Origin of the sequence: Cupriavidus sp. BIS7, from assembly GCF_000292345.1 — a bacterium.
Classification (GTDB): domain Bacteria; phylum Pseudomonadota; class Gammaproteobacteria; order Burkholderiales; family Burkholderiaceae; genus Cupriavidus.
On record NZ_ALOU01000024.1, the window covers coordinates 9,567 to 32,813 of the forward strand.

17 protein-coding genes are annotated in these 23,247 nt (G+C 64.3%); 5 read left to right on the plus strand and 12 right to left on the minus strand.

Annotation, left to right across the window (positions count from 1 at the left end; genetic code table 11):
• Window positions 1-19: 19 nt before the first annotated feature.
• Window positions 20-4,201 (minus strand): tetratricopeptide repeat protein, encoded by a 4,182-nt coding sequence (locus B552_RS0109995; protein WP_019448879.1) that lies wholly within the window; start codon window positions 4,199-4,201, stop codon window positions 20-22.
• Window positions 4,164-7,034 (minus strand): bifunctional glycoside hydrolase 114/ polysaccharide deacetylase family protein, encoded by a 2,871-nt coding sequence (locus B552_RS0110000; protein ID WP_019448880.1) that lies wholly within the window; start codon window positions 7,032-7,034, stop codon window positions 4,164-4,166. The genes B552_RS0109995 and B552_RS0110000 overlap by 38 nt, the downstream gene beginning before the upstream one ends.
• A 954-nt stretch (window positions 7,035-7,988) precedes the next feature.
• On the opposite strand from B552_RS0110000, the gene B552_RS0110005 reads away from it, so the two are divergent.
• The 5 genes from B552_RS0110005 (at window position 7,989) to B552_RS0110025 (ending at window position 12,548) form a co-directional block, all read left to right on the plus strand.
• Window positions 7,989-8,192, plus strand: a complete 204-nt coding sequence (locus tag B552_RS0110005) for a cold-shock protein (protein ID WP_008650922.1) — start codon at window positions 7,989-7,991, stop codon at window positions 8,190-8,192.
• A 141-nt stretch (window positions 8,193-8,333) separates the two neighbouring features.
• Window positions 8,334-8,837 (plus strand): BON domain-containing protein, encoded by a 504-nt coding sequence (locus tag B552_RS0110010; RefSeq protein WP_019448881.1) that lies wholly within the window; start codon window positions 8,334-8,336, stop codon window positions 8,835-8,837.
• A 110-nt stretch (window positions 8,838-8,947) separates the two neighbouring features.
• Window positions 8,948-9,796, plus strand: a complete 849-nt coding sequence (hpnD, locus tag B552_RS0110015; RefSeq protein ID WP_019448882.1) for a presqualene diphosphate synthase HpnD — start codon at window positions 8,948-8,950, stop codon at window positions 9,794-9,796.
• 65 nt (window positions 9,797-9,861) lie between these two features.
• Entirely contained in the window at window positions 9,862-11,871 is a 2,010-nt protein-coding gene (gene shc, locus B552_RS0110020) for a squalene--hopene cyclase (protein ID WP_019448883.1), read from the plus strand.
• A gap of 5 nt (window positions 11,872-11,876) precedes the next feature.
• Window positions 11,877-12,548, plus strand: a complete 672-nt coding sequence (locus B552_RS0110025; RefSeq protein ID WP_019448884.1) for a phosphorylase — start codon at window positions 11,877-11,879, stop codon at window positions 12,546-12,548.
• A gap of 56 nt (window positions 12,549-12,604) precedes the next feature.
• Here B552_RS0110025 and B552_RS0110030 read toward each other — a convergent pair whose 3' ends face one another.
• From B552_RS0110030 to B552_RS27390, 10 genes are all read right to left on the minus strand, one after another.
• Window positions 12,605-16,096 carry an ImcF-related family protein gene (locus B552_RS0110030; RefSeq protein WP_019448885.1) on the minus strand — a complete coding sequence of 1,164 codons (3,492 nt, stop codon included), beginning with the start codon at window positions 16,094-16,096 and terminating at the stop codon, window positions 12,605-12,607.
• Between the two features lie 81 nt (window positions 16,097-16,177).
• Window positions 16,178-16,468: a PAAR domain-containing protein gene (locus tag B552_RS28375; protein ID WP_083860269.1), complete on the minus strand. Its 291-nt coding sequence runs from the start codon at window positions 16,466-16,468 to the stop codon at window positions 16,178-16,180.
• Window positions 16,469-16,518: 50 nt separating this feature from the next.
• Window positions 16,519-17,763, minus strand: coding sequence for a hypothetical protein (locus B552_RS0110035; protein WP_019448886.1), 1,245 nt, complete (start codon window positions 17,761-17,763; stop codon window positions 16,519-16,521).
• 195 nt (window positions 17,764-17,958) lie between these two features.
• Window positions 17,959-18,858 (minus strand): T6SS immunity protein Tli4 family protein, encoded by a 900-nt coding sequence (locus B552_RS0110040; RefSeq protein WP_019448887.1) that lies wholly within the window; start codon window positions 18,856-18,858, stop codon window positions 17,959-17,961.
• On the minus strand, window positions 18,855-19,064 hold the full coding sequence (locus B552_RS0110045; protein ID WP_019448888.1) for a hypothetical protein: 210 nt from the start codon (window positions 19,062-19,064) through the stop codon (window positions 18,855-18,857). Before B552_RS0110045 ends, B552_RS0110040 begins: the two co-directional genes overlap by 4 nt.
• Entirely contained in the window at window positions 19,061-19,960 is a 900-nt protein-coding gene (locus B552_RS0110050) for a T6SS immunity protein Tli4 family protein (protein ID WP_019448889.1), read from the minus strand. The genes B552_RS0110045 and B552_RS0110050 overlap by 4 nt, the downstream gene beginning before the upstream one ends.
• A complete protein-coding gene (locus tag B552_RS0110055; protein ID WP_019448890.1) occupies window positions 19,957-20,166 on the minus strand; it encodes a hypothetical protein in 210 nt (69 codons plus the stop codon). The genes B552_RS0110050 and B552_RS0110055 overlap by 4 nt, the downstream gene beginning before the upstream one ends.
• The gene (locus B552_RS0110060; RefSeq protein WP_019448891.1) at window positions 20,163-21,062 is read right to left on the minus strand and encodes a T6SS immunity protein Tli4 family protein; all 900 of its coding nucleotides are present in this window, start codon (window positions 21,060-21,062) and stop codon (window positions 20,163-20,165) included. Before B552_RS0110060 ends, B552_RS0110055 begins: the two co-directional genes overlap by 4 nt.
• Complete coding sequence (locus tag B552_RS0110065; protein ID WP_019448892.1) at window positions 21,059-22,858, minus strand: hypothetical protein; 1,800 nt, start codon at window positions 22,856-22,858, stop codon at window positions 21,059-21,061. The genes B552_RS0110060 and B552_RS0110065 overlap by 4 nt, the downstream gene beginning before the upstream one ends.
• Window positions 22,859-22,899: 41 nt before the next feature.
• Window positions 22,900-23,247 (minus strand): DUF2345 domain-containing protein (locus tag B552_RS27390; protein ID WP_157160225.1); only part of this gene is annotated, 348 nt, incomplete at its 5' end.

Below are 23,247 nucleotides of genomic sequence, written 5' to 3' on the forward strand. Positions count from 1 at the left end.
ACTCTCAAGAATTTGATCATCAATAGAGCCAGCGATAACGCAGACCCACTTCCGTCAGTGGCGTTCCGCCATTGCGGGACGCGGTCTCGTGCAGCACGTACATCGACATGTGATCGTTGCCGAACACCGAGCCCGCCATGCCCGCCTGCCCACGGAAGTTGTGGCCCGCGCGCGAGTCATACAGTGCACCGGCCTCCAGGAACGGCCGCCACTTGCGCGTGTAGTCGTCGACCAGGTCGGTGCCGAAACTGAACAACAGGCCGGCCTGCGTAAAGCTCTGCGGCATATAGAACGCCGGCGTGGCCTCGTCGCTGCCGGCCGGCAGCAGCCGCTGCATCGTCGGCGTCAGCGTGCCGCCGTTGGTGCTGTAGATCGCGCGCGTGCCGACCAGGCGCACCGTGTAGTCAGGATACTGCGTGCGAATCCGATAACCGGCCTCGACGTCGTAGACCATGCCATGGCCCAGCGCGCTGCGATCCTGGCCGTAGAACTTGTCATATTCGAGGCGGCCGCGAATGAACTCGCGCAGGCCAAGCCGCCACGTGGCGCCAAGCTCCGCGACGTCCTTCATGCCGCCCACGCGCAGTTGCGACGATTCATCGGCCGGCTGGTTATAGCCCAGCAGCCCCGTGTACGAAATCCGGCCCTCCTGATTCCATTCGCCGGCCAGACGCGCGGTGGTGAAGCTCTGCAGCCCATCGCGCCGCCCCACCCCCAGCAGCCAACGCTTCTGCGTATCGCGGTAGGTCAGCGCCAGTTCGGCGCGGCGGTCGCTGGCCGGCACGTTGTCAAGCTGCGTCCGGTCGGTGGTGCGCTGGTCGCGGAACACGCCGCGCAGGTTCAGCGCATAGCCATCCCACAGCCGTGCGCCGCCGGCCAGGCTGTACTCGTAGTACTCCAGCGGCTTCTGGTGCTGGAAGGTCACGCGCGGTTCCAGCGCCTGCGCGTTGAACAGCAGCGCATCCTGCAGCGTTTCCTGCAGCGTGTCGTCGGTGCGCGCCAGATCCTGCGTCTCGAACGCCTGGGTCTGCGCGGCCGACAGACGGTCCAACTGCCGGTTCGCCTCGATCTGGCTCGCCACGGGCACACGGCCTGCCTGGCGCTCCATGATGCGATCAAGCTTGTTCAAGTCGTTGTTGTCGAGCGCGATCGAGACCTCGGCATAGTCAGGCCGCTGCATCCGGTGCGCGTACTGCCGGGCCAGCCAGGCACGCGCAAGTTCGTTCGATTCGGACGACATCGCCCAGGCCAGCGCCACCTCGCGGGCGGCTGCGGACAACTGCTCCTGGCGGCGGCGCTCACGCTCGGCCAGCGCGGCCGGCGGGGACACCTCCAGCGCCGGCAGACCCGGCACGTCGCCAAGCTGCGACGGCGATTTCGGATCTCCGGGTGCAGTGCGGCGCGCGGCCACCGTTGCACGATCACGCCGCAGCATCTCGATCACCAGCGCGCGCGATACATCGCCGGAAGCGAAGATCTGCCCGAGCGCCACTTCCTGACGGCGCAGGTCTGCACGCGCGGGACCACCCTGCGCGTCCTCTTCCTCGTCGTCCGTGTCCGGGGCATCGCCTTCAGGGGCCGTCGCCCATTTACTGCCGCCGGCCGCCCACGCGTGATGGAGGTCGACCCACGCCTGCCTGCGGATGCGCCATGCCGTCGCCGTCTGGCCGATAGCCTCGTAGGCATCGGCGGTTGTGCCAAGCCAGAGCGGGTCGGCGCTTTTGCCGTGCTGCATCTTGTTGAGGTAGTGCAGCGCGGTACGGCCATCCTGGAAACGCATGGCACCCGCCGCGTACGCGCCCCAAAGGCCAGGGTCGTCTTCGGCATCGGGCTTCAGGCGCAGCATCACGGCGCGTACTTCGGTGTCGGTGCCCATATCGACGAGCGCCCACAGCAGCGCGCCATACGTCTCGCTGTCCGCGTCGGCCTGCCCGACGGCCCGGCGCAGGTCGGCCAGCGCGCGGTCGCGGTCTCCGGTCAGGCGCCAGTACTCGGCACGGCGCATCAGGAATGCGGCCGACGATTCGGCTTCGTGCTTCTGCTCGGGCGTCAGGTCCGCAAGCAGGCGCTCGATGCGCATGTAGGCATGCGCCCGCGTGTAGTAGTACACCGCGAGCTCGAGCTGTTCGCGCTTGCCGCCCTTGCGCCAGCCGGCTTCGGCGATACGGCCCGCGTCGATCGGCGAGCGGTCGTAGTAACGGATCAGGTTGGAGAAGTCCGCTTCCTCGACATCGCGGACTTCGGCAAGGCAATCGTTGCGCGCCGCGCCGGGCGGCATCCGCATGCAGTGATCGTCATGGGTCTTCGCCACCGCGATCATCATCTGGCGATAGCCGTCCTTGAGCAGATCGTCGCGCTGCGTCAGGCGCGCCAGTTCGGTGTACGTGCGCCAGTACAGCAAGTCCTCCGGGCCGGCCTTGCTGCGCGCGGGCAGCATCGCGTCCATCGCCTCGTTCAGGCGGCCCCGCACGAACAGCAGGTTGGCGCGCTTGAGCGCGTACATCGGGTGCGCTCCAAAACGCTTCTCCAGTTGGCCGTAGAGTTCGAATGCGCGGTCGTCCTTGCCCGCGCGTTCGGCCAGTTCGGCGTTGCGTTCCATCACCTGACGCGCGTTGGGGCCGTTTGCCAGGCCATCGAGAAACGCCATGCCGGCCTCGGGCTCGCCGAGCCGCTCATAGGCGGCAACCACCTCATCGATCGTCTTCAGGTCTCCGCCCTTGGCACGGTGCCGCAACGCAGCCAGATAAGCGCGGTCATCGTTGAGCCCAGGCGCCAGGCGCATCACGTTGTTCCAGGCGCGTTCGTCGTTGGTGGCCTGTGCGTACTGGAGCCAGCTCTGCAACGCAACCATCGGCTGGCGATTCCATTCCGCCACCTGCGCAAGGCGCTCACGCCAGAGCGGCTCGTTGGGCAGCTTCTGCACGGCAGTCTGCGCCACGCGCTGCGCCTGATCGAGCTTGCCCGCGGCCAGGAATACCCGATAGGCCAGGTCGTAGTCATCGGCATTGAACGCCTTGCCGGCAGCCGCGGCGGTAGCCACTTCGGCCTTGGCGGCCTCCTGCGCTTCGGCCTGCGTGACGTTGCGCGCATCGCGCTTCGCCTCGGCGGCCGAAGCGGCTGATGATGCTGAGGCGGCTGGGGCGTCCACCGCCACGCGTTGCATGCCGAATGCCCCGATCCGCTCGCGCTCGGCCAGCCCGCGTGGGCCATCAAGGTAGACGTAACCACGTGCGAGCCACGGCTCGGTGTCTGATACACGGCGCACATGCTGTTGCAACTGGGCCTGCGCAAGCTGCGTGGCGCCCATCGGCTTGTTGGCCGACAGCTTGAGCAGCCGCTCGACATACTTCGCCGCGATATCGGGCTTGTTGGCCGCCAGCGCAAGCCGTGTCAGATAGCGCAGTACGTCCGGGTCGTCAAGCAGCTTGCCGCCGTGGCGTTCGGCTTCGGCCAGCGCTTCGTCGAGCAGGTTGCCGGCTTGCAGCGTCTGCAGTGCCTGCAGGAACAGCGTGCGCTGCTCGTACAGGTTCTTCGAGCGCGCCTGTGCCTCGAACAGCGCGCGTGCCGAATCGCGATAGTTGCCGCCTTCCAGCGCGATGCCGGCGAGCTGGCGGTTATAGAAATCGGCATTTGCCGGATCACGCGTGCCCAGCTCGCGGAAGAGCTTGCTGGCCGCATCGACATTGCCGACCTGTCGCGATTGCGTGGCCAAGGCCTGCAACTCGGCCACGGTCCAGCGGCGCAATGTTGCCGGTGCGGTGGCCTGCTTGAGCAGGTCATTCATCAGCGCCAGCCGCTGCGCGCGCTCGGCGGATTCCGGTTGCGCCGCATAGGCGCGCTGCTGCGTGATCTCGATGCGCGTGCGCAGGATCTGGCCAGACAGGTCCTTGCCCTGCACCGCCATCATGCGTTGGAGCATCTTCTCCGCATCGTCCAGACGGCCGCTGCGCGCGTACTGTTCGGCCAGCACGCTCATGAAGCTCGTATCGTCCGGCGCCACGCGCGACCATGCTTCCAGATAGGCCACGGTCAGGCCATCGACGGTGCGCCCTTGTCCAAGCAGACGCTCGCGCAGCGTTTCGCGCGGGAACATCAGCGCAAGGCCCACCCCCACCATCGCGGTGAACGTCAGAACCAGCGCCGGCGGCAACAGCCGCTCGCGCTCAGGCGCCGCAGCGGACTTCGACTTGTTGCTGGACATGGATCGGATCATTTACCGCGGGGGTATCGAATCGCAGCGTATTGCGCTCGCGCAGGCCGTTGGCCGGCTTGCCGTCAATGGTCACGCTGCACTGGCCGGCGTTGGCAAGCCGGAAGAACGGCTTGTAATAGCCGGAGAACGCAAAGCGGGTGACATTGCCGTCGCGGCGCCAGTCGCGCACCAGGCCGTTGGCCTCGGGCAATTCCGGCACGGCCTGCCCGGCCGCGGGCGCAAATGCAAAGCGCGCGTTGCCGCCGTCCAGGTGCACATAGACACCGCCGCCAGGCGCCGGCGACGAGCCGGTCACGCCGGTGGCCGATGCAACGTCTGGCACGCCCGCGCCGGTCCAGCGCAGGTTGCGCAGGTTGCCGTCGCCGCGCACGCGCCACGCACCGGCGGCCGGCGCGCCATCGGCACCATCGCCAAGCTCGCGCGCCACGGCCATGCCCTGCCAGTCCAGCACCTTGAGCACATAGTCGGTGGAATGTATCGGCAGCAGGTTCTGCGTCAGCACGTAGTCATACACCTTGTGCAGCGCCTTCAGCGATGCCACCTTGGTGCCCGAATAGCTGTGGTAGTAGATGTTCACCGCCTTGAAGCGGTACGGCTTGTCGGTCAGCTCGTAGGTCTCGATCACGCGCTCGAAGCCGTAGTACGGGCCGTGCCACAGGTTCGTGTAGACGTTTTCATTCTGGTTGGTGGCGAAAACCTGGAACGTGTGATCGGCCTTGTGGATGCCCAGCGGCGCGATGGCGGTCCAGGTGGGGTTGCTGCGCGTGATCAGCGTATCGCCACCGTTCATGTTCAGCACGCCCGCGGCATCGGTCAGCTTGAGCGCCTCGGGCGGGGCCTGGCAGTCGCCCGGCCACAGCAGCATCTTCACTGGCTTGTTCGGCGACAGGACCTTGTTGATGTAGTCGATGGAGCCGCCGATCTCGCGGTTCAGGTCCATCTTGTAGCCCGGGATCGCCAGGTGGTAGTCCTCGTCGCCTTCGGTGACCCTCGCGTCATTCTCATGGCCCGGCACCGTACGGCCCCATTCGAACGGGTGCGAATAGGTGTGGCTGGCCACCTCGACATATGGCTGCGCGAAGATCTTGCGCGCGATCGGCTCCAGTTCCGGCGACAGCTTCGGATACATGCCGGACTTGCCAACCTCGCCCTCGATCACGGACATCGTCATCGGCAGCCGGTACTTGTCGAAGATTTCCTTGAGCAGGACCTCGCCCGCGAAACCGCCACCGGGAATCTCGGCCTTCGAGGCAAACCCGTCGCCATCGATATGGATCGTCAGCAGACGGCGCCCGCTTTCTGTAGTGGTGTCGGGCACCGGCATCAATGGAACACGCAACGCCTCGCGCAGGAAATCGAGCGGTTGCACGACCCATCGGTCCTGGCCCTTGGGCGTGTTCTGGCGCACCGCGTAGGGGGCCGTCACGTAGCCGCCCCACGGCGTGATAGCCGCGGCGTCATAGGTCAGCGTGCCCGTACGCAGGCGCAGCAGCGAGCGGGTATTCGCCGCGCCGTCGCGCACCTGCACCGGCACCGCCTCGGTACGATCCGGGGACACGGGCTGCTCGAAGCCCATCATCTTGTCCTGCGAGACGATCTGCACCGGGCCCGCAGCACGCCCCTTGATCACTTTCAGGTCCAGCATGCGCGCCAGCGATCCGCCAACCTGCGTGCCGAACCCGTTCATGAATACCACCGGTATGCCCTGGCGGATCTGTTTCTCCACCCACGAATAGAAGCGCCCGGGGTTCTGCGTGATGTTGTCGTTGGTCCAGACCACCACGCCCGCATAGCGGTCCGGCGTGATTTCCGGCAGCGGATCACGCGTCTCGGCAAAATCGACGCGATAGCCGAGGTAGTTCAGCGGCATCGAGACGAAGCGCACACCCTCGCTGTTGTCGATCGCCACGCCCGGCTCGCTTTCCTGCACCACCAGCACGCGGCGCGGCAGGACCTCGAACGCTCCAACGCCGACGGTCTGCAGCCCGGAGTCAGTGACATAAGGCGTGATGCCCAGCGCGCGGATGCGGCGCGCGGTGTCGCGCTTGCATTTGCCGTCCGTCGGCGGGCAATAGTCGATCGAGATCACGGGCAGCTTGTACTCGTCCCGGACGATGCGTGCCTGGTTCAGCAGCCAGTCACGATCCTGCTGGCTGACTTCGGTGTAGACGCCCCTGGCCTGGTTCCAGCCACGGAACAGCGACTCGAACGCCACGCCGTAGACCAGCGAATGGACCTGCGGCAGGATTTCGAAGCCGCGGTTGAACAGCAGCTTTGCTTCCGGGTAACGCGCCTTGATGGCCTGGATCACGCGCACCATGCCAGCTTCCTGTCGCGCGCGGGCGGCATCGGTCTTGGCTACGAGCTGGTAGGAGTCGAGCGTATCGAGGAAAAAGCCGCGATAGCCGCGCTCCCACAGCGGCGCGATGACCTTGTCGACATAGAACGCGGGCCAGCCGTCGGCGGCCTGGTCGACCACGCGCGCACTCCACGCGTCATTGCTGCCGGCAAGCCACGCCTTCGGAATGTCCTTGAAGTACGCACGGCTCGGCAAGACCTCGCCAAGGCTGACATAGGCGAACCAGGCCGTATTGGGCGTGTTCGCGCGGCGCGGGTCGAATCCGCTGTCGGGCTCCACCACGGCCACGTCAAAGGCTTGCAGCATATCCACGGGCGGCCGCGCGCCATAATGAAATGCCACGCTCGGGCCCACAGGGGCCGCCGGCACCGGTTGTGCGGGTTGTGCGAGCACTGCCGCAGCCGGTGTCAGCGTGCCCAGCGCAAGGCCGGCCACGGATGCCATCACGGCCAGCACGGCCATTGCATTGCGCCATGCGCCGGTGCCCGAACGCCACCCTGGCGCCCTGCCTGCATCCCCAAAAAATCCCCGTATCAATCGCTGCAATCGCTTCACTGGCTGAAAGTCCGATGCTGTTGTCTGTTCTGGCGCACATTTCTGTGCGACACACCTGGCCGCATCGCTGGCGGCGCAACCTCCGCATTATGCCGATGCCGGCACGCTAATTTAGGAAAAGTCCGAATTCACGAGCAGGGGGGGATGCTAGGCCATCCGTTTGAAACAGATTGTCAAAAATTGTGGCCGCGCCGCCACGTCACGAGCAGGAAACAGACGTGTGCCAACCTGCCCGATCTGGCATTTTGACGAGTCTGACAACCGGATAGTTTGCGGAAGGCGGCGGTCGGCCGGTGCGCCGGCGAATATGCAGGCCGGTGACAGGTCCGCACGGCTTGTGGATACCGCCCAATCGCGCTACGACTGGATTTGCATCTGAGATTCCCCGTTCAGGCCCGCAGCGCAATGCGCCATTGTTTTCTGTCAGGCAGCACACGATTTGCGGGCGCCGTCAGGTTCTGTTTGCGGCGCGTATTGTGGTGGCCACGCCTCGCAATGGCCATAGTCCATTAGGCGTAAGTCACGGTTGAAGCCACATTTCGGAGAGGTGTGGTACTTTCGCTTCCGTCGCGCATTCTGGTAACGATTCCCGGTACTCCGGATACCCAAATCCCTGACATATCGGCGGCCAAACCATTCTGACATCAGACAAATCCCCAATTGATGTAGAAAAATTTAATATCTGCTGTTTGTATGCCGAAACACCGTTAGGGGCATAGTCCGATTGACAGCCAGAAAAAAACCGGCAGAATGGCTGCTCGCATGTGCGCCGGCCTGTAGCGTTTTGCTCCGGTTCGTTGTGAGCGACATGCTTGGTCGGGCAATCACGCCCATCTGAAATTCAAGGTTGGATAGATATATATGGAAACCGGTACCGTTAAGTGGTTCAACGACGCCAAGGGCTTCGGCTTCATCACGCCGGACGCAGGCGGCAATGACCTGTTCGCACACTTCTCCGCGATTGAAGGCAATGGCTTCAAGTCGCTGAAGGAAGGTCAGAAGGTTCGCTACGTGAAGGCCATGGGCCAGAAGGGCGAACAGGCCACGAAGATCCAGGCCATCTGATCTGGGTCGCCGGGCAATTTATCTTGCCTGGGAAGCCCCGCTCCGGCGGGGCTTTCTGCTTTATGCAGCCTGATAATGTATTGCATAGCTGACGTTCCGCCTTCGCGCCGGGTTATGCGGACAGCAAGCCATGTTGCCGCAATGCTCGTTGCGACAATATGCGCGGCGAAAATCGTCCATGGACAGACGCTGCGCAACTTTGGCAACGATCCGTTCCAGCAGGTTTCCCATGCCATTCCCAATTGCCCGGAACCAGCGGGTCCGCGCATTTCCGAAGCGGATTGGAAACGGGAGGCGCATCACCGCATCGAGGAAGGCAACCATTGCTATATGGAAGGCCGATGCCGGCTGGCCAATGCTTATCAGTACGACAAGGACATTGCCGAGGCCCTGCAGCGGCGGCTCGAAACGCTGCGGCATACCATGCCTGCCTGGCAGCAAAGCTCGCTCTGGATCATGGTGCGGGGACGCTGGCTGACCGTGCAGGGTTGCGTCGCAGCCGATTTTGATCGCAAGGGGTTCCTTGGCGCATTGCGCGAAGTCCCCGACGTCGACCGCGTCATCGATCAGACCACGGCCACACCCGCACGTGGCGTACCCTACATCCAGTATGGCGATGCCGTCACAAATACGTCGTCGCGGTGAAGTTGCTATAATCGCCCGACTTCGAAACCCCCGAATTTACGCCGTTCCCGGGGCGCCAGACATTGGCAGCCCCGCTGGAATGCAATTGACAAAGCGTGCCGAGGAAACCCGTGTCCGGTACTGAAATCGCAACGCCTGGCGGGCCGATCGCCGGACCTGCCGTGTCATCCGGAAGTTCGTTCCACGCGGCCATGCGCATCCTGCCTGCTTCCCAGCGGCAGGCCATGTTCGAGATCTACGCGTTTTGCCGCGCCGTGGACGACATCGCCGATGGCGACACCCAGCACGCCGACCGGCTCGCCGCGCTGGAACAATGGCGCGCGGACATCGCCGCCTGCTACGCCGGCCATGCGCCGGCGGCCCTGGCTTCGCTCGACGAGCAGATCAAGGCCTTCAATCTCCAGCAGCAGGATTTTTCCGACGTCATCGACGGCATGATCATGGACGTCGTGGCGACGATCGTCGCGCCTGATGCTGCCACGCTGGACACCTATTGCGACCGCGTGGCCAGCGCCGTCGGCCGCCTGGCCGTGCGCGTGTTCGGTCTGGAGGAAGCACCCGGCATCGCGTTGGCCCATCACCTGGGCCGCGCGTTGCAGTTGACCAACATCCTGCGCGACCTTGACGAGGATGCCGGGATCGGGCGCCTCTACCTGCCCGCCGAAGCGCTGGCTGCCGCCGGCATCCCGATCGGCACACCGCACGACGTCATACATCACCGCGCCATCGGCGATGTCTGCAGCAGCATCGCCCGCGATGCACAGGCGCACTATGATGCGTCCGCCGCCATCATGGCGCGTTGCCCGGCACGCGTGGTGCGTTCGCCGCGCATCATGTCCGACGTCTATCACGGCATCCTGACCCGCCTGCTGGCCCGTGGCTGGCAGCCACCGCGCGCACGTGTGCGCGTGCCCAAGGCCAAGCTGGTCTGGATCCTGCTCCGGCATGCCATTGCCTGATATGTCATTAGCGACACGCGCGGCAGCTTCCGCGCGCCCCGAATAAAGAAGTGCCCCCAGATTTGATGAACCAGGCCGCAACAATTACCCGCCCCCAGGACGAAACGCTGGCCACCAGCGCGCATTGTCCTGTCCAGCCGGCCCTGCCCGATCCGCTTGACGCCGGCATCGCGCATGCCGTCGAGACCCTGCTTGCCCAACAGCAGCCCGATGGCCACTGGGTCTATGAACTCGAAGCCGATGCCACGATTCCGGCCGAGTACATCCTGATGGTCCATTACCTCGGTGAAACGCCGGACCTGGTGCTGGAAGGCAAGATCGCCAACTACCTGCGCCGCATCCAGAACGCCGATGGCGGCTGGCCGCTGTTTCACGCCGGCGCTTCCGACGTCAGCGCCAGCGTCAAGGGCTACTTCGCGCTGAAGATGGCCGGCGACGATCCTGAAGCCGAACACATGTGCCGCGCGCGCAGCGCCATCCACGCGATGGGCGGCGCCGAGGCCAGCAACGTTTTCACGCGCACGCTGCTCGCGCTGTACGGCGTCATGCCGTGGCAGGCGGTGCCGATGATGCCGGTGGAAATCATGCTGCTGCCCGAGTGGTTCCCGTTCCACCTTTCGAAGGTGTCGTACTGGGCGCGCACGGTCATCGTGCCGCTGCTGGTGCTCAACAGCCTGCGCCCGCAGGCCCGGAATCCGCACAACATCGGCATCGACGAACTGTTCGTGCGCCCGTGCCAGGCCGCGCGCCTGCCGCGCCGGGCACCGCACCAGAGTCCGCTGTGGGTGGGCGTATTCCGCGCGCTCGACGCCGTGGTGCGCGTGGCCGAGCCGCTGTTCCCGCGCGGCATGCGTCAGCGCGCCATCGAGCGCGCACGCGAATTCACGATTGAACGCCTGAACGGCGAAGACGGCCTTGGCGCCATCTTCCCGGCGATGGTCAACTCGGTGCTGATGTTCGACGTGCTCGGCGTGCCCGAAAGCGACCCGAACCGTGCCATCGCGCGCCGCTCGATCGACAAGCTGCTCGTCGTCCGCGATGACGAAGCGTATTGCCAGCCATGCCTGTCGCCGGTCTGGGATACCTCGCTGGCTGCCCACGCGCTGCTGGAAGTCGGCGAACCACGCACCATCGCCGCGGCCGGGCGTGGCCTGGACTGGCTGCTGCCGCTGCAGGAACTGGAACTGCGCGGCGACTGGACCGTGCGCCGGCCCAATGTGCGCCCGGGCGGCTGGGCGTTCCAGTATGCCAATCCGCATTACCCGGACGTCGATGACACCGCCGTGGTGGCCGCGGCCATGGACCGCGCCGACAAGGGTGACCAGTCGGACCGCTACACCGAGGCCGTGAACCGTGCATGCGAGTGGGTCGTCGGCATGCAAAGCGGCAACGGCGGCTGGGGGGCTTTCGAACCCGAGAATACGCACCTCTACCTGAACAACATCCCGTTTGCCGACCACGGCGCGCTGCTTGATCCGCCCACGGCCGATGTGTCGGCGCGCTGCCTGGCCATGCTGTGCCAGCTCGGCCAGATGCCGGCCAGCAGCGAGCCAGCGGCACGCGCGCTGCGCTATCTGCTGGACGAACAGGAAGCCGACGGCAGCTGGTTTGGCCGTTGGGGCACCAACTATATCTATGGCACGTGGAGCGCGCTGTGCGGCCTGAACGCCGCCGGCATCGGCGCCGATGCGCCGGAGATGAAGCGCGCCGCTCAATGGCTCTTGTCGATCCAGAACGAGGACGGCGGCTGGGGCGAATCGGGCGACAGCTACAAGCTTGAATACCGTGGTTATGAGCGGGCGCCGAGCAACGCGTCGCAAACGGCCTGGGCCATGCTCGGCATCATGGCCGCCGGCGCAGGCGATCACCCCGCACTGGTACGCGGCGTGGAGTACCTGCTGCGCACCCAGGCCTGCCATGGCTTGTGGGATGAGCCCTATTTCACGGCGGTGGGCTTCCCGCGCGTGTTCTATCTGCGCTACCACGGCTATTCGCGCTTCTTCCCGCTCTGGGCGCTCGCGCGCTTCCGCAACCTGCTGCGCGAGGGCAACCACGCGGTGACCTGGGGGCTGTGAGCGCCATGACGGTCCTGGTGGTCAGCGGGATGGATTTCGAAGCACGCATCGCGGCGGGCCATGGCGTGGAAACACTCTACGGCCATCGCGATGCCGCGCTGGCGCGCGTGATGGACGCTCGCCTGGCACAAGGCTGCGCAGGCGTGATCAGCTTCGGCGTGGCTGGCGGACTCGATCCCACGCTGCCGCCCGGCACGGTGATCGTTGCCACCGCCGTGCGCGCGGGCGATGCATCCTACTCCACCGACCCGTACTGGACTGCCGCGCTGCGGCGCGCGCTGCCGCAGGCCGCCACCGGCCTGCTGGCCGGCTCCGATACCCCCGTTATCACCGTGCCGGAAAAAGCCGCGCTGCATGAATCCCACGGCGCACTGGCCGTGGACATGGAATCGCATATCGCCGCGCGTGCCGCCCATGCGCATGGCATTCCATTCGCCGCGCTGCGCGTGGTGATCGACCCCGCCGACCGCCCCGTGCCGCCATTGGCCGTGGCAGGCATGGCGGCCGATGGCAGCACCGACGTCGGCGCCATCGTCTTCGGCCTGCTCAAGGCCCCGTATCAGCTAGGCAGCCTGCTGCGGCTGGGCCGCGATGCGTCGGCGGCCAAAGCCGCGCTCGCTTCGGCCCGAAAGGCCGTCGGCACCGGCTTTGCCTTGCTGGCGCTCGCGGCGGCCTGAGCCGCTTTCCGGTCTTTTCCCGTGACATGGCTCCCGGCGAGCCTGGTGGCGGCCGCCTAGTTGCGTAGCGATGGCATTGCACCTGCCGCAGGCCTTTTGTCCGCGAAAATTCGAGATGGAAGCACGAAGCCACGCAGCGCGAGCAGTTCGAGCGGACCATGCCCAAGCTCCGTTCGCATCTGATAGCTGACCGGGTAGACCATGTCCGAGGGCACCGGGGCTTTCGCGGTACGAGTGGTCAGGCTGTCCGGGTCGGAAGCGGCGGCCTGGCCCTCGGACTCAGTGGCCCCTGGCCCACTGGTGTCGGGCCTGGCCTGCCAGGTCAACTGGAAGGTGGCACTGTCGATCGGCTCGACGTGCGCGCGCTCCAGCATCCTTACCAGCCCCCAGCGTCCGCCGAACTCGTAGTTCTTGTTCGTGCCCGCACGTTCGGCCTGCCATTGCAGCCGCGTGCCGGGCTCCTGCAGATTGTTCACTGGCCAGCGCATCGACTGCCAGACCTCGCGCTGATTGTAGTAGTGCAGCTTCTGGTCATCCACGATCAGCACAGTGTCGGTCAGTCCCGGCGTTGGCACCGGCTTGAGCTCGAAGCGATACTGCGCCTCGCCTTGCGCCAGCATGCGCGTGGCAAGGCGCTGCAGCGCGTTGATCCCCTTGAGGAAAGCCGGGTCGAATGGCAATGCCCGCCCGCCATGCGCGGCCGGCACCCACTGATCACCCTGCAGTTCAAGGACCCCGGCCAGTTGCGTGCCCAGGAATGCATGGATCACGCCGCTCTGCGGGCGCAGGAAGCGCGCCAGCTCCGGCAGCGACGCGTCGTTGGCCGTGTCGGCAAACGGGTAGCGTCCGGCGAACGAACGTCCCCACGCCATTGCGATGTTCTGCCGCCAGGCGTCGTTCAGGCTGGCCTGCGCTGGTTGCAACACGGTCTGCGTGGCCTGCGCGATCGGACGTACGAACAGCGTCTCGCCCATGCCAGCCCATTCCGTGCCGAGACTGGCCGCAATCAGCAGCGCATAGGCCTCCGTATCCGCCAACTCCGAGCCCTTGCCCTGGAACCAGGCCTGTGCCATCTGCCGCGCCTGCACATCGCCATCGCCACTGTTGCTGACCTGCTGCAACCGCAGGCGCAGCGCCGTGGCGCGGTCCAGGAAGCGTTGCAGGCTCAGTTCACCCTGACCGCCCGTCGCCCCCTGCCCGACATGGCCGGCCAGCCTCAGGACCGGGCCGAAGGCGGCGCCGAGCGGGCCGGCGGGGTCGGGACGGATGGCTTCGGGCGCATCATCCTTCTTGCCAAAAATTCCCTGCGCCTTGGCCACCAGCGCATCCGACAGCGAGTCCTGGCGAGCGCCCGCTCCACCGTGGTACGCAAGCGACTTCATCAGTGCGATCACCGGCGACTGGCGCGCATCGGCCATCAGCTTGAGCTGGTCGATCGCCGTCGGCAACGTGGGCGCCGCCTCCCATTGCATCGCATTCATGAAGCCCTGCCAGCGCTCCGCATAGTCGGCGAAGTACTGCTGCGTCAGCGCAGCGCGCAGCGTGTCACCGGAATCGTCCGAATGCGCGATCGGCACTGCGCCCTCGCCGCCGCTTAGCACCCAGTCGGCAGCAACTGCTCGACGTTTGGCCGCCTCGTCGATGGCCTCCGCCACATAGCCCTCGTAGGCCTGGCGCGTGTAGACGCCCGGCACGCTTGCCGTAGACCGCAGCAGCCCGCGTGTGTCCGTACCGGAGGTCATCGCGGCAAGGGTCAGATCCGGGTACTTGCTGCCAACACCGTCGATGATCGTCCGGTACACGGTGTCCTGCGCATTGCGTTCACCGATGACGGCCAGCAGCGTCAGGCGTGCGCCGGCCACCAGTTCGGCACGGGTTGTGATCTTCCAACCTGGATGTGCCTTCAGATGTTGCGCGTAGAACGTGAACAGGCGCTCGGCAAGATCCTGCTTCTCGCCGGGTGTGATGCGCGCCTCGGTCGACCAGTGCCGGACCAGCGCGGGACCCAGGAAATCCGGCTCGGCGCGCCCGGGATCGGCCAGCATCAGGTAGGCCTTGAGGCTGTCATGCCCGCCCATCGCCCAGCGGCTGGTCTGCGCATCGAGCGCCGTGACCGGCAACTGCGCCAGGTCGATCAGCGATGCCTCCATATCCTGCTGCACCGGGGCGATCAGCAACGCCCGGGCACCCTGCTCATACGGCTGCCACAGCGCAGCCAGGACTTCCTTGTCGCGGTTCAACCCGAAACGGTTCAGCCACGGCGCATGCTGTTGCGCGCGGTACGCGTAGCGTTCGATCTGGTGCTGCAGCGCCAGTAACGCGCGCAACCGGGTGGCGGGATTGGGGGCGGAATGGAGGCTCCGGATGGCGTGGCTTGCCTGCTGGATGTCGCGGCTGTTCAGTAAGCCAGAGACGAGCATGCCGGCAGTCCATAACACCACTGCGCAGAGCACGAGACTGGTTCCGATCGTGATTGGATGCCAGTTGGTGCGACGGCCGGGGTGGCGCTCGGCAGTGGCGCCGAGGTGTTGCCAGAGGGCAAGGTTGGCGTTGGTGTTGGATTCCGAGTTCTTCTCGCCGGAGCCTGCTGGCGTGCAAGAGGCAAACACAATACCTCGCACTGGATGCCCCTGCCGCAGCAGTCCTGCCGTTGAATGCGCCAGCTCCGCGCGACGGCTGTCGAGGTATCTGGAAAGCTCCCCCATCTGGCGCTTGCCATCGTCATCGAACGGAGGCACGACGTACCGCTGCGCAAGATCGCTACGCAAGGCGTTCAGGGCGGCCTCAATCGCAGCCTCGTCGGCATCGCGGGAGAACTCGCAGCCCACCACCGGCAGCTGACTTGCCGAAGCCGGTTTCCCGGGCGCCATATCGAGCAGGAAAACTGGCGCCGACCAACGTAGAACCTCCGCAATCCGCGCCAGATCAATGCCGATGGCATGCGTACCCCGATTCGCTTTTGTCTGGGCGGCCTCCCCATCCGATACAAGCACGACAGCGTCCACCGGGCGACGGCGGCGCAGTTTGTACACTTGCTTGAGCCAGGCGGCGTCGGGCAGACCTTCCGCCCCGGCTTCACGCCAAAGCAGTACTGCTTCAGCGGTCTGCAGCCAACCCATCGTTACCAGATCGGGCGAGACACGGCTGACATCCGCTTCTTGCCCAACGAGCAACAGCCAGGGCTGCCGATAGCGCCAACCAAGACCATACTTTCGCCGCAGGTCCATTCGAAGTGTACCGAGCGGCAGCGTCCTGGTTTTCCGTTGATCGGTGCCGGTCAGCACGCTTGCCTGGGTACTCGAGGCAATCTCCGGGCCTTGAAGCCGCAGCCGCTTCGTCAGCAGACCCAGGGCCTCCCACCAACTGCCAAGCCGGTCTAGTGAACCTACGAATGCCAGGGCGATGGCGCCGACCGCAACCACGGATACCCAGAATACCCGCTGCTCGGCAGTCTTGATGCCTGCGTGTTTCCCAAAAAGCAGGATGATTGCGGCCGCGATGAGCGCGAGAACCAGTATCGAAACAAGATCGAGTCGGACCTTCTTCATGAATCGGGATATCCCTGCTTGCCCAGTAGCTTTGCCTACCGGAGTGACTGACACGTGGTTGATGAATTCGGCCGCCCGAACTCAAACGTCCATGAACGACGAATGCTGCGACGGAATCAATAGAGGGCTTGGCTTGCAGCGGCAAACGCACAGATCGTCGCTCAACGCGGCTTGCCGGCCATCCGGCCCCAACATCGACAGGCGAGGCCCGACACAGACGATCTGCCCCATCGTCTTGCAGGCGGGACACCATACGGGGTCGTTCTCGTAGGCCTGCGCGCGGTCACCGATCCTATCGTTCGGATTGCCACCCTCGACAACCCCACCGGAAGTCGTCGAATCACCTTTCAGAATGTCGTAGCGTCTTGGCATGGTTGTTTGTCATGTTTGGGTTGAGTGGAGGTGGTCGCACGGTTCCCGATTCAAGTCACGGGAGTAGAAGCGACGACGGCTGCATCGATCTGGTCGCCGTCATCGATCAAAACAAGATGGGTATCAGCACCCTCGGAGAGCGACTGCGCGGCACACGCCAGCGCGAGCCATGGCGCAGCCACGCCGGCGTAGCCGACGCTGTCATCGAGATCTGCCACTCTTGGATTCAGATCAAGCTGGCGGGCGGGTTCTCGCCATTCACCGGACTGAGGGTTGTCGCCGCCAGTTCGCCAGGCCCGGGACACCTGGCCACCGGACACCGCCCCCCACTGCAATGCATGCTTCAATGCATCGCCAGACTTGTCTTTCGATCCGCTGACCGGCCGGTGAACCCTGATGCGTGCATCGGCGCCATGTTTCGTCACAAATGCATCGGGAACCAGCAAGATGGCGACCCCGGCCTCCGACGTGCCTGGCGGCGGCGATTCTGTCTGGATACGATGCATCTGGATGGCGACGACAAGCCGTGCGTGATGGCCATCTCCTTTGATCATTCGGTCCAGCCAGCCGTCAATGCTGCCAAGCCCCTGTGGAGCTTCCTCAGCGGAAATGTGCATTGCACGGCGAACATGACGCTTCCAGCAATCGGTCCAGACTGATTTCAAAAAATCGTGCTCTAGCGCGCTGGATACCCGTAGAAGTACCTCGACTTCCTCGGACCGGGGCAAACCACGAAGCGTGGCGAAGAGCTTCGCCAACAGGTCATCGAACATCCATCGAACAAGAGCGGTCTGCCGCTCGGCGTCGTCCTGCTTCTGGGCCGACTCCTGTATTTGCGAAGTATCGATCCAGCGCGCACGCAATGAATCGCCAAGCGGAGTATTGGTGCTGACGAGCTTCACCTCGTCGTTGGCGATGCGCGCGCTCGCATTCAGATCCTCATCCGCGGAAAACCGGAATGCGGCGTCGAGCACGTACATTGGCCGGGAAGCCGCTGCGAAAACCCGCTCCCTATAGTCAGTGGCAACATCCGCGCGCATTTGCGCATCGAGCCGCCTCCCTTCGTACACACTCAGGCGACGCAGCACGATCCATGCGGGAATGCCGACCGGGAACACTGTCATGGCAACCCAGAACTTCCATGACTCGATAGTCCCCTCTGCCGGCCAGAGCAGAACAATGGTAATAGCGATGGCAGCCGCGAGAACGACAAACACAGCGGCCCAAAGACGCCAGGATGGCGCGCTGACTGCTTCAACCTTGTCGTCAGGGAGTAGTGAAAAATCCACGGCCATGTCAGCTCTCCGCTATACGATGCGCCTGCAGAGCATCCAGACGCTGTGGAAACGACGGGAACACTTCCTCCCTGAGCCAGCGCAGGGCAAGACCTACGTTCCCTGTGTGGGCTCGATACCCAACAAGGAAACCGCCCAGCGCCACAGGCGCGGCGCCAAGCGTCAGCAGCAGTCGACGACGGGAATGGTTAGCACTCATACGGCCCCCGGACGCAGACGGATCGACTCGACCAATGCATCCCACAACTCCAGCGCCTCGTCGTCGCTGGTGAAGGACTCCTGGTTGGTCTTGTAGGCGCTATCAATGACGATGATCTCGGCATTCAACTGCGGTTCGGCCAGCGAGTACGCTTTGCCGGGTGCCTCCCACTTGAACGCGTAGAGCCGCTTGCCGTTCTCAGTGCCCGCCACAAGGATTTCATCGGCAACGATGGGGCCCACCGGGCGTGCCCGGTTGCGCAGCTGGTGCATGCCCACAAACGAGCCCAGCAGGCTCGTCAGCAACCCGCCGGCGCGCTCGCGCAGCCCGGGCTCGGCAGCGCTTAGCGCATAGGCCGAGACTTCGATCCACGCGTCCGGCTTGCCCGCGAGCCGGATCGACAGGGACCAGCTTTCGGGATTGAATAGCGTCCGCGCCAGCATCACGTTGCGCGCCACGAACCCCGGGCCTTCCGGAATCGTGCCGTCATCGACGGCGCGCCAGGATTGACTCAGCTTTTCACAAGTCGACAACGCGGTATCCCGGAGATCGTCGGTGACTTCTCCCGCGTACACAAGCGTCTGGGTGCCGAGTCGGAAGTATGTATCGAAACGGTAAACAATCGTGCCACCCGGTCGATTCCAGGACACTAGCGTCACACTCCGGTTCGCATGCGGTACCCGCTGGACGAACAGGCTGCCGTACTTGTTGTGCTTGGCAGCCCTCAATTCCTGTTCGCGCTCGGCCACCATATCGTCGTAGTCCTCGTCCGTGACAACGTCGTCACGGAACTCGATCGGCACGCCGTTGTACTTCCACTGCGGAATCAGCTTGGCCGTCTCCGGTACATCGACCAGGTGGCGGCCGATGGCGATGGTTTTCCAGCCTTGTTTCATGCGTCGGCTCCCGTCTCTGCAAAGCGACGCGCCTGCAGAACATCGAGACGCTGCGGAATCGACGGAAACACTTCGTCGCTGAGCCAGCGCAGGGCAAGACCTATGTTCCCTGTGTGATCTCGATACCCAACAAGGAAACCGCCCAGCGCCACAGGCGCGGCGCCAAGCGTCAGCAGCAGGCGACGACGGGAATGGTTCGCGCTCATACGGCCCCCGGACGCAGACGGATCGACTCGACCAGTGCATCCCACAACTCCAGCGCTTCCTCGTCGCTGGTGAAGGACTCCTGGTTGGTCTTGTAGGCGCTATCGATGACGTTGATCTCGGCATTCAGTTGCGGCTCGGCCAGCGAGTACGCTTTGCCGGGCGCCTCCCACTTGAAGGCATAGAGCCGCTTGCCGTTCTCGTTGCCTGCCACGAGGATTTCATCGGCAACGATGGGGCCGACCGGGCGTGCCCGGTTGCGTAGCTGATGCATGCCCACAAACGAACCCAGCAGGCTCGTCAGCAGGCCGCCGGCGCGCTCGCGCAGTCCGGGCTCGACAGCGCTCAGGGCGTAAGCCGATATTTCAATCCAGGCGTCCGGCTTGCCCGCGAGCCGGATCGCCAGGGACCAGTTTTCGGGATTGAATAGCGTCCGCGCCAGCATCACGTTGCGCGCCACGAACCCAGGGCCTTCCGGAAGCGTGCCGTCATCGACGGCGCGCCAGGATTGGCTCAGTTTTTCCCGCGTGGACAGTGCGGGGGTTCGACGATCGTCTGTCACCTCACCGGTGTACACGACGGTTTGGGTGCCGATCCGGAAGTACGTGTCATAGCGGTACACATACGTGTCGCTCGGCTCTGGCCATGAAATTAGTGTCACCCCTCTGTTCGCATGCGGTACCCGCTGGACGAACAGACTGTCATATCGCTCGTGCTTCGCAGCGTGCAACGCCTGTTCGCGCTCGGCCACCATGTCGTCGTAGTCCTCCTCCGTAACAACGTCGTCACGAAACTCGATTGGCACGTCGTTGTACTTCCATTGCGGAATCAGCTTGGCCGTCTCTGGCATATCCACCAGGTGGCGGCCGATGGCGATGGTTTTCCAGCCTTGTTTCATGCGTCGGCTCCCGTCTCTGCAGTGCGACGCGCCTGCAGAGCATCGAGACGTTGCAGAATCGACGGGAACACTTCCTCGCTGAGCCAGCGCAGGGCGATGCCGGCTCTCTCTGCACGGACCCGATACCCAATAAAGAAACCGCCCAACGCCACAGGCGCGGCGCCAAGCGTCAGCAGCAGGCGACGACGGGAATGGTTCGCGCTCATACGGCCCCCGGACGCAGACGAATCGACTCGACCAGTGCGTCCCACAACTCCAGCGCTTCCTCGTCGCTGGTGAAGGACTCCTGGTTGGTCTTGTAGGCGCTATCGATAACGCTGATCTCGGCATTCAGTTGCGGCTCGGCCAACGAGTACGCTTTGCCGGGCGCCTCCCACTTGAAGGCATAGAGCCGCTTGCCGTTCTCATTGCCCGCCACGAGGATTTCATCGGCAACGATGGGGCCGATCGGGCGTGCCCGGTTGCGCAGTTGGTGCATGCCCACGAACGAGCCCAGCAAGCTCGTCAGCAATCCGCCAGCGCGCTCGCGCAGTCCGGGCTCGACAGCGCTTAGCGCATAGGCAGAGATTTCGATCCACGCATCCGGCTTGCCCGCGAGCCGGATCGCCAGGGACCAGCTTTCCCGGTTATAGAGCTTGTCGACCAGTATGGCTTTGTTGGCAACGAAGCCCAGGCCCTGCGGAATAGACTCATCATCAATCGGCCGCCACTCCTTACTCAGGTCTTCTCGGGTAGCCAATGCGGTGTCGCGCCGATCAGACGTCACCTCACCGGTGTACACCATGGTCTGGGTGCCAATTCGAAAGTACGTGTCATAGCGATGCATGAGAGTGCCACCCGGGCGATTCCACGACACCAGCGTCACCCCCCGGTTCGCATGTGGTACCCGCTTCACGAACAGGCTGCCGTACCTGTTGTGCTTGGCAGCCCTCAATTCCTGTTCGCGCTCGTCCACCATGTCGTCGTAGTCCTCGTCTGTGAGGATGTCGTCACGGAACTCGATCGGCACGCCGTTGTACTTCCATTGCGGAATCAGCTTGGCCGTCTCCGGCACATCCACCAGGTGGCGGCCGATGGCGATGGTTTTCCAGCCTTGTTTCATGCGGACTCCTCTTGATCCAGGTATGGGTACCAGTCGGCGTTCTGGGCAATCTTGACGATGGCGTAAAGCGTGGCGTAGAGCGCCCGCTTGTCGTTGTAGCTGCCCTGGTGGTCGTAGCCGAACTTCTCGTTGTGCTTGCCGGGGTTGTCATGGCCATGTGCGAACGACATCGCCACGCCGGGCTTGCCTGCGGGGGCGGCGCCGGACTCGACAGGCACGGTGCCGTCGCCGGGCGAATCCGGGTTAGCGATGTTCAGCCAGACGCCGTCTGTGGTACGCAACTCGCCATTGCCTTCATCGAGAAGGATGCTCATCTCGTCCGGGTTGCGGCCCGCCACGCAGCGGCCTTCCCAGGCGACTTCACCCCACGAGAATCGGTCGCCTGAAGCCATCAGGCCGGTGCCAAGCAGCCCGCCGATATCGCGGCTTTTGTCCCGCGTGCCCTGCGCGCCGTAGTGGACATAGGTGGGAGCCTTGTAGCGGCCTTGGATGGCTTCGTGGAATTCCTTAACGGCCGCGATACGTTCGTCGAACTCCTCTCGATTTGATTTGTCGTCAGTTCGCTTTTCCGTTGGCGCTTCAGACTTCGCCGCTGGCTTCGTACCCAAAGTCAGCATCCCCTCATTGCGCTTAGGCACCAGCCCATACCACGCCGACGACTGGTAGATCTCCTTGTACGGATCGCCTTGCTGCGGCAGCGCCAGGATCGGGGGATGCAGCCGGCCCTGGTTGTTGGGCCGCACCTCCCGCACGAACAGCCACGGCTTGCCGCCGTTGTAGTCCGCCGTCGGCAACAGCTCCAGCGACCCCGGGGACTGCGCCGAGATGCCCGTCACCTCCGCGGCATTGCGCCCCAACACCACCTGTTCGGCTCCCTCGAAGCCGGCCCGCATGCGCTTGTAGGCTGCGGGCGCGCCTGTGGCCGGCTGCACGCCGTGCGTCACGCCGAGCACCTTCTCGCACCCGTGAAGCTCGGTCAGCGCGCGGCTGACCAGCCCGCCCATCGAGTGCGTGACCACGATCACCTTCCTGGCGACGACCCGATCCGGCAACGGACGCAACATGCAACGCTCCTCATTGCCTTTCCCGTCCGGGGTGCCGGTCACCCTGACGATCCGCCCGTCGTTGTAGTACGGCAGGATCGTCTTCTCGATCAGCGTCTTGATCTGCTCGCCCGAGTCGCGGTTGCTCTGGAGCCAGTTGTAGCCGCCGGCCCATATGTCGAATTGGTACCGCGCCGCGTGAATGATCTCCTCGCGCGTCAGTGCCTCGCCGGTCTGGCTGCCCCACTCGGTGGGAGCGTCCTTCCCCGCTTCGGCCGCCCATTCCTTGATGTCAATCGCGCAGCGCTCGAAGTCGTACCGCGACAGATTGTTCAGGTGGTGCTGCAGATTGGCCATCAGCGGGTGATAGCTCGAACGCATCAGCGCACCCCAACCGCGTGCGGCCAGCACGTTTTCGGGCAACTTGCTCTTGCCGCCATCGATGGGGCCGCTCGGGTCGATCTCGACCCGATCCGGGGCGAGCGTGGTTGCCCTCGCATTCGCCGACGTGAAGGCATAGGCGATCAGTTGCAGAATGCCATCGGCAATTCCCCGAACATCCAGATTCGGAGGGCGCCATGCCGACTTTTTGCTCTTTGCGTTACGGAGGTTCGTGCCCATGATTCCTGGCAGGAACAGCACCGGAATGACGCACGGCTTGTCCAGTACGATCTGCTGGATGTTCTCACCCACAGGATGCATCGTGATGATGCTGTAGTTCTCCCCGTCATCATTGACGAAACTCGGAGCCACTACGATTCTCGGTTTGCTCATATTGCAGATTTGAAAGAATTTCAGACAGATCTCTTGACCTGAATCGCTTCGGCAAACTCGCTCTTCTGGAGAGGGGCTTCTCCATCGCGACTAGTTTTGGCTCGTAGCTTTGTGCCGTCACGATTCAACCTAATAGCACTTCCCTGCAGCGGGTCTCCCGTCGACGGGTTGCGTAGCGCAGGTTTGGCCTCGAAGCTGGTGCTCTTCCACGTGTTCATCGACTGCGCCAGCGAACTCGGCCCCTGCCTGCCAAACGCCGCCGCCTTGCTGTTCCGATCCCCGCGCGTGCCGTCCTCGATCCCCGTCGATGTCATGCGCAGATAGGACCCGCCGCACTTGAGCAGCAGTTCCTTTTGGGCTTCGATCAC

Excerpts from the sequence above, each read along its gene's own strand:
- B552_RS0110025 (WP_019448884.1), top strand. The coding sequence starts at position 11,877 with ATGACGGTCCTGGTGGTCAGCGGGATGGATTTCGAAGCACGCATCGCG.
- shc (WP_019448883.1), top strand. The coding sequence starts at position 9,862 with ATGAACCAGGCCGCAACAATTACCCGCCCCCAGGACGAAACGCTGGCC.
- B552_RS0110010 (WP_019448881.1), top strand. The coding sequence starts at position 8,334 with ATGCTCGTTGCGACAATATGCGCGGCGAAAATCGTCCATGGACAGACG.
- B552_RS0110050 (WP_019448889.1), bottom strand. The coding sequence starts at position 19,960 with ATGAAACAAGGCTGGAAAACCATCGCCATCGGCCGCCACCTGGTGGAT.
- B552_RS0110005 (WP_008650922.1), top strand. The coding sequence starts at position 7,989 with ATGGAAACCGGTACCGTTAAGTGGTTCAACGACGCCAAGGGCTTCGGC.
- B552_RS0110060 (WP_019448891.1), bottom strand. The coding sequence starts at position 21,062 with ATGAAACAAGGCTGGAAAACCATCGCCATCGGCCGCCACCTGGTGGAT.
- B552_RS0110040 (WP_019448887.1), bottom strand. The coding sequence starts at position 18,858 with ATGAAACAAGGCTGGAAAACCATCGCCATCGGCCGCCACCTGGTCGAT.
- B552_RS28375 (WP_083860269.1), bottom strand. The coding sequence starts at position 16,468 with ATGCCAAGACGCTACGACATTCTGAAAGGTGATTCGACGACTTCCGGT.
- B552_RS0110035 (WP_019448886.1), bottom strand. The coding sequence starts at position 17,763 with ATGGCCGTGGATTTTTCACTACTCCCTGACGACAAGGTTGAAGCAGTC.
- B552_RS0110045 (WP_019448888.1), bottom strand. The coding sequence starts at position 19,064 with ATGAGCGCGAACCATTCCCGTCGTCGCCTGCTGCTGACGCTTGGCGCC.
- B552_RS0110055 (WP_019448890.1), bottom strand. The coding sequence starts at position 20,166 with ATGAGCGCGAACCATTCCCGTCGTCGCCTGCTGCTGACGCTTGGCGCC.
- B552_RS0110000 (WP_019448880.1), bottom strand. The coding sequence starts at position 7,034 with ATGGCCGTGCTGGCCGTGATGGCATCCGTGGCCGGCCTTGCGCTGGGC.
- B552_RS0109995 (WP_019448879.1), bottom strand. The coding sequence starts at position 4,201 with ATGTCCAGCAACAAGTCGAAGTCCGCTGCGGCGCCTGAGCGCGAGCGG.
- B552_RS0110030 (WP_019448885.1), bottom strand. The coding sequence starts at position 16,096 with ATGAAGAAGGTCCGACTCGATCTTGTTTCGATACTGGTTCTCGCGCTC.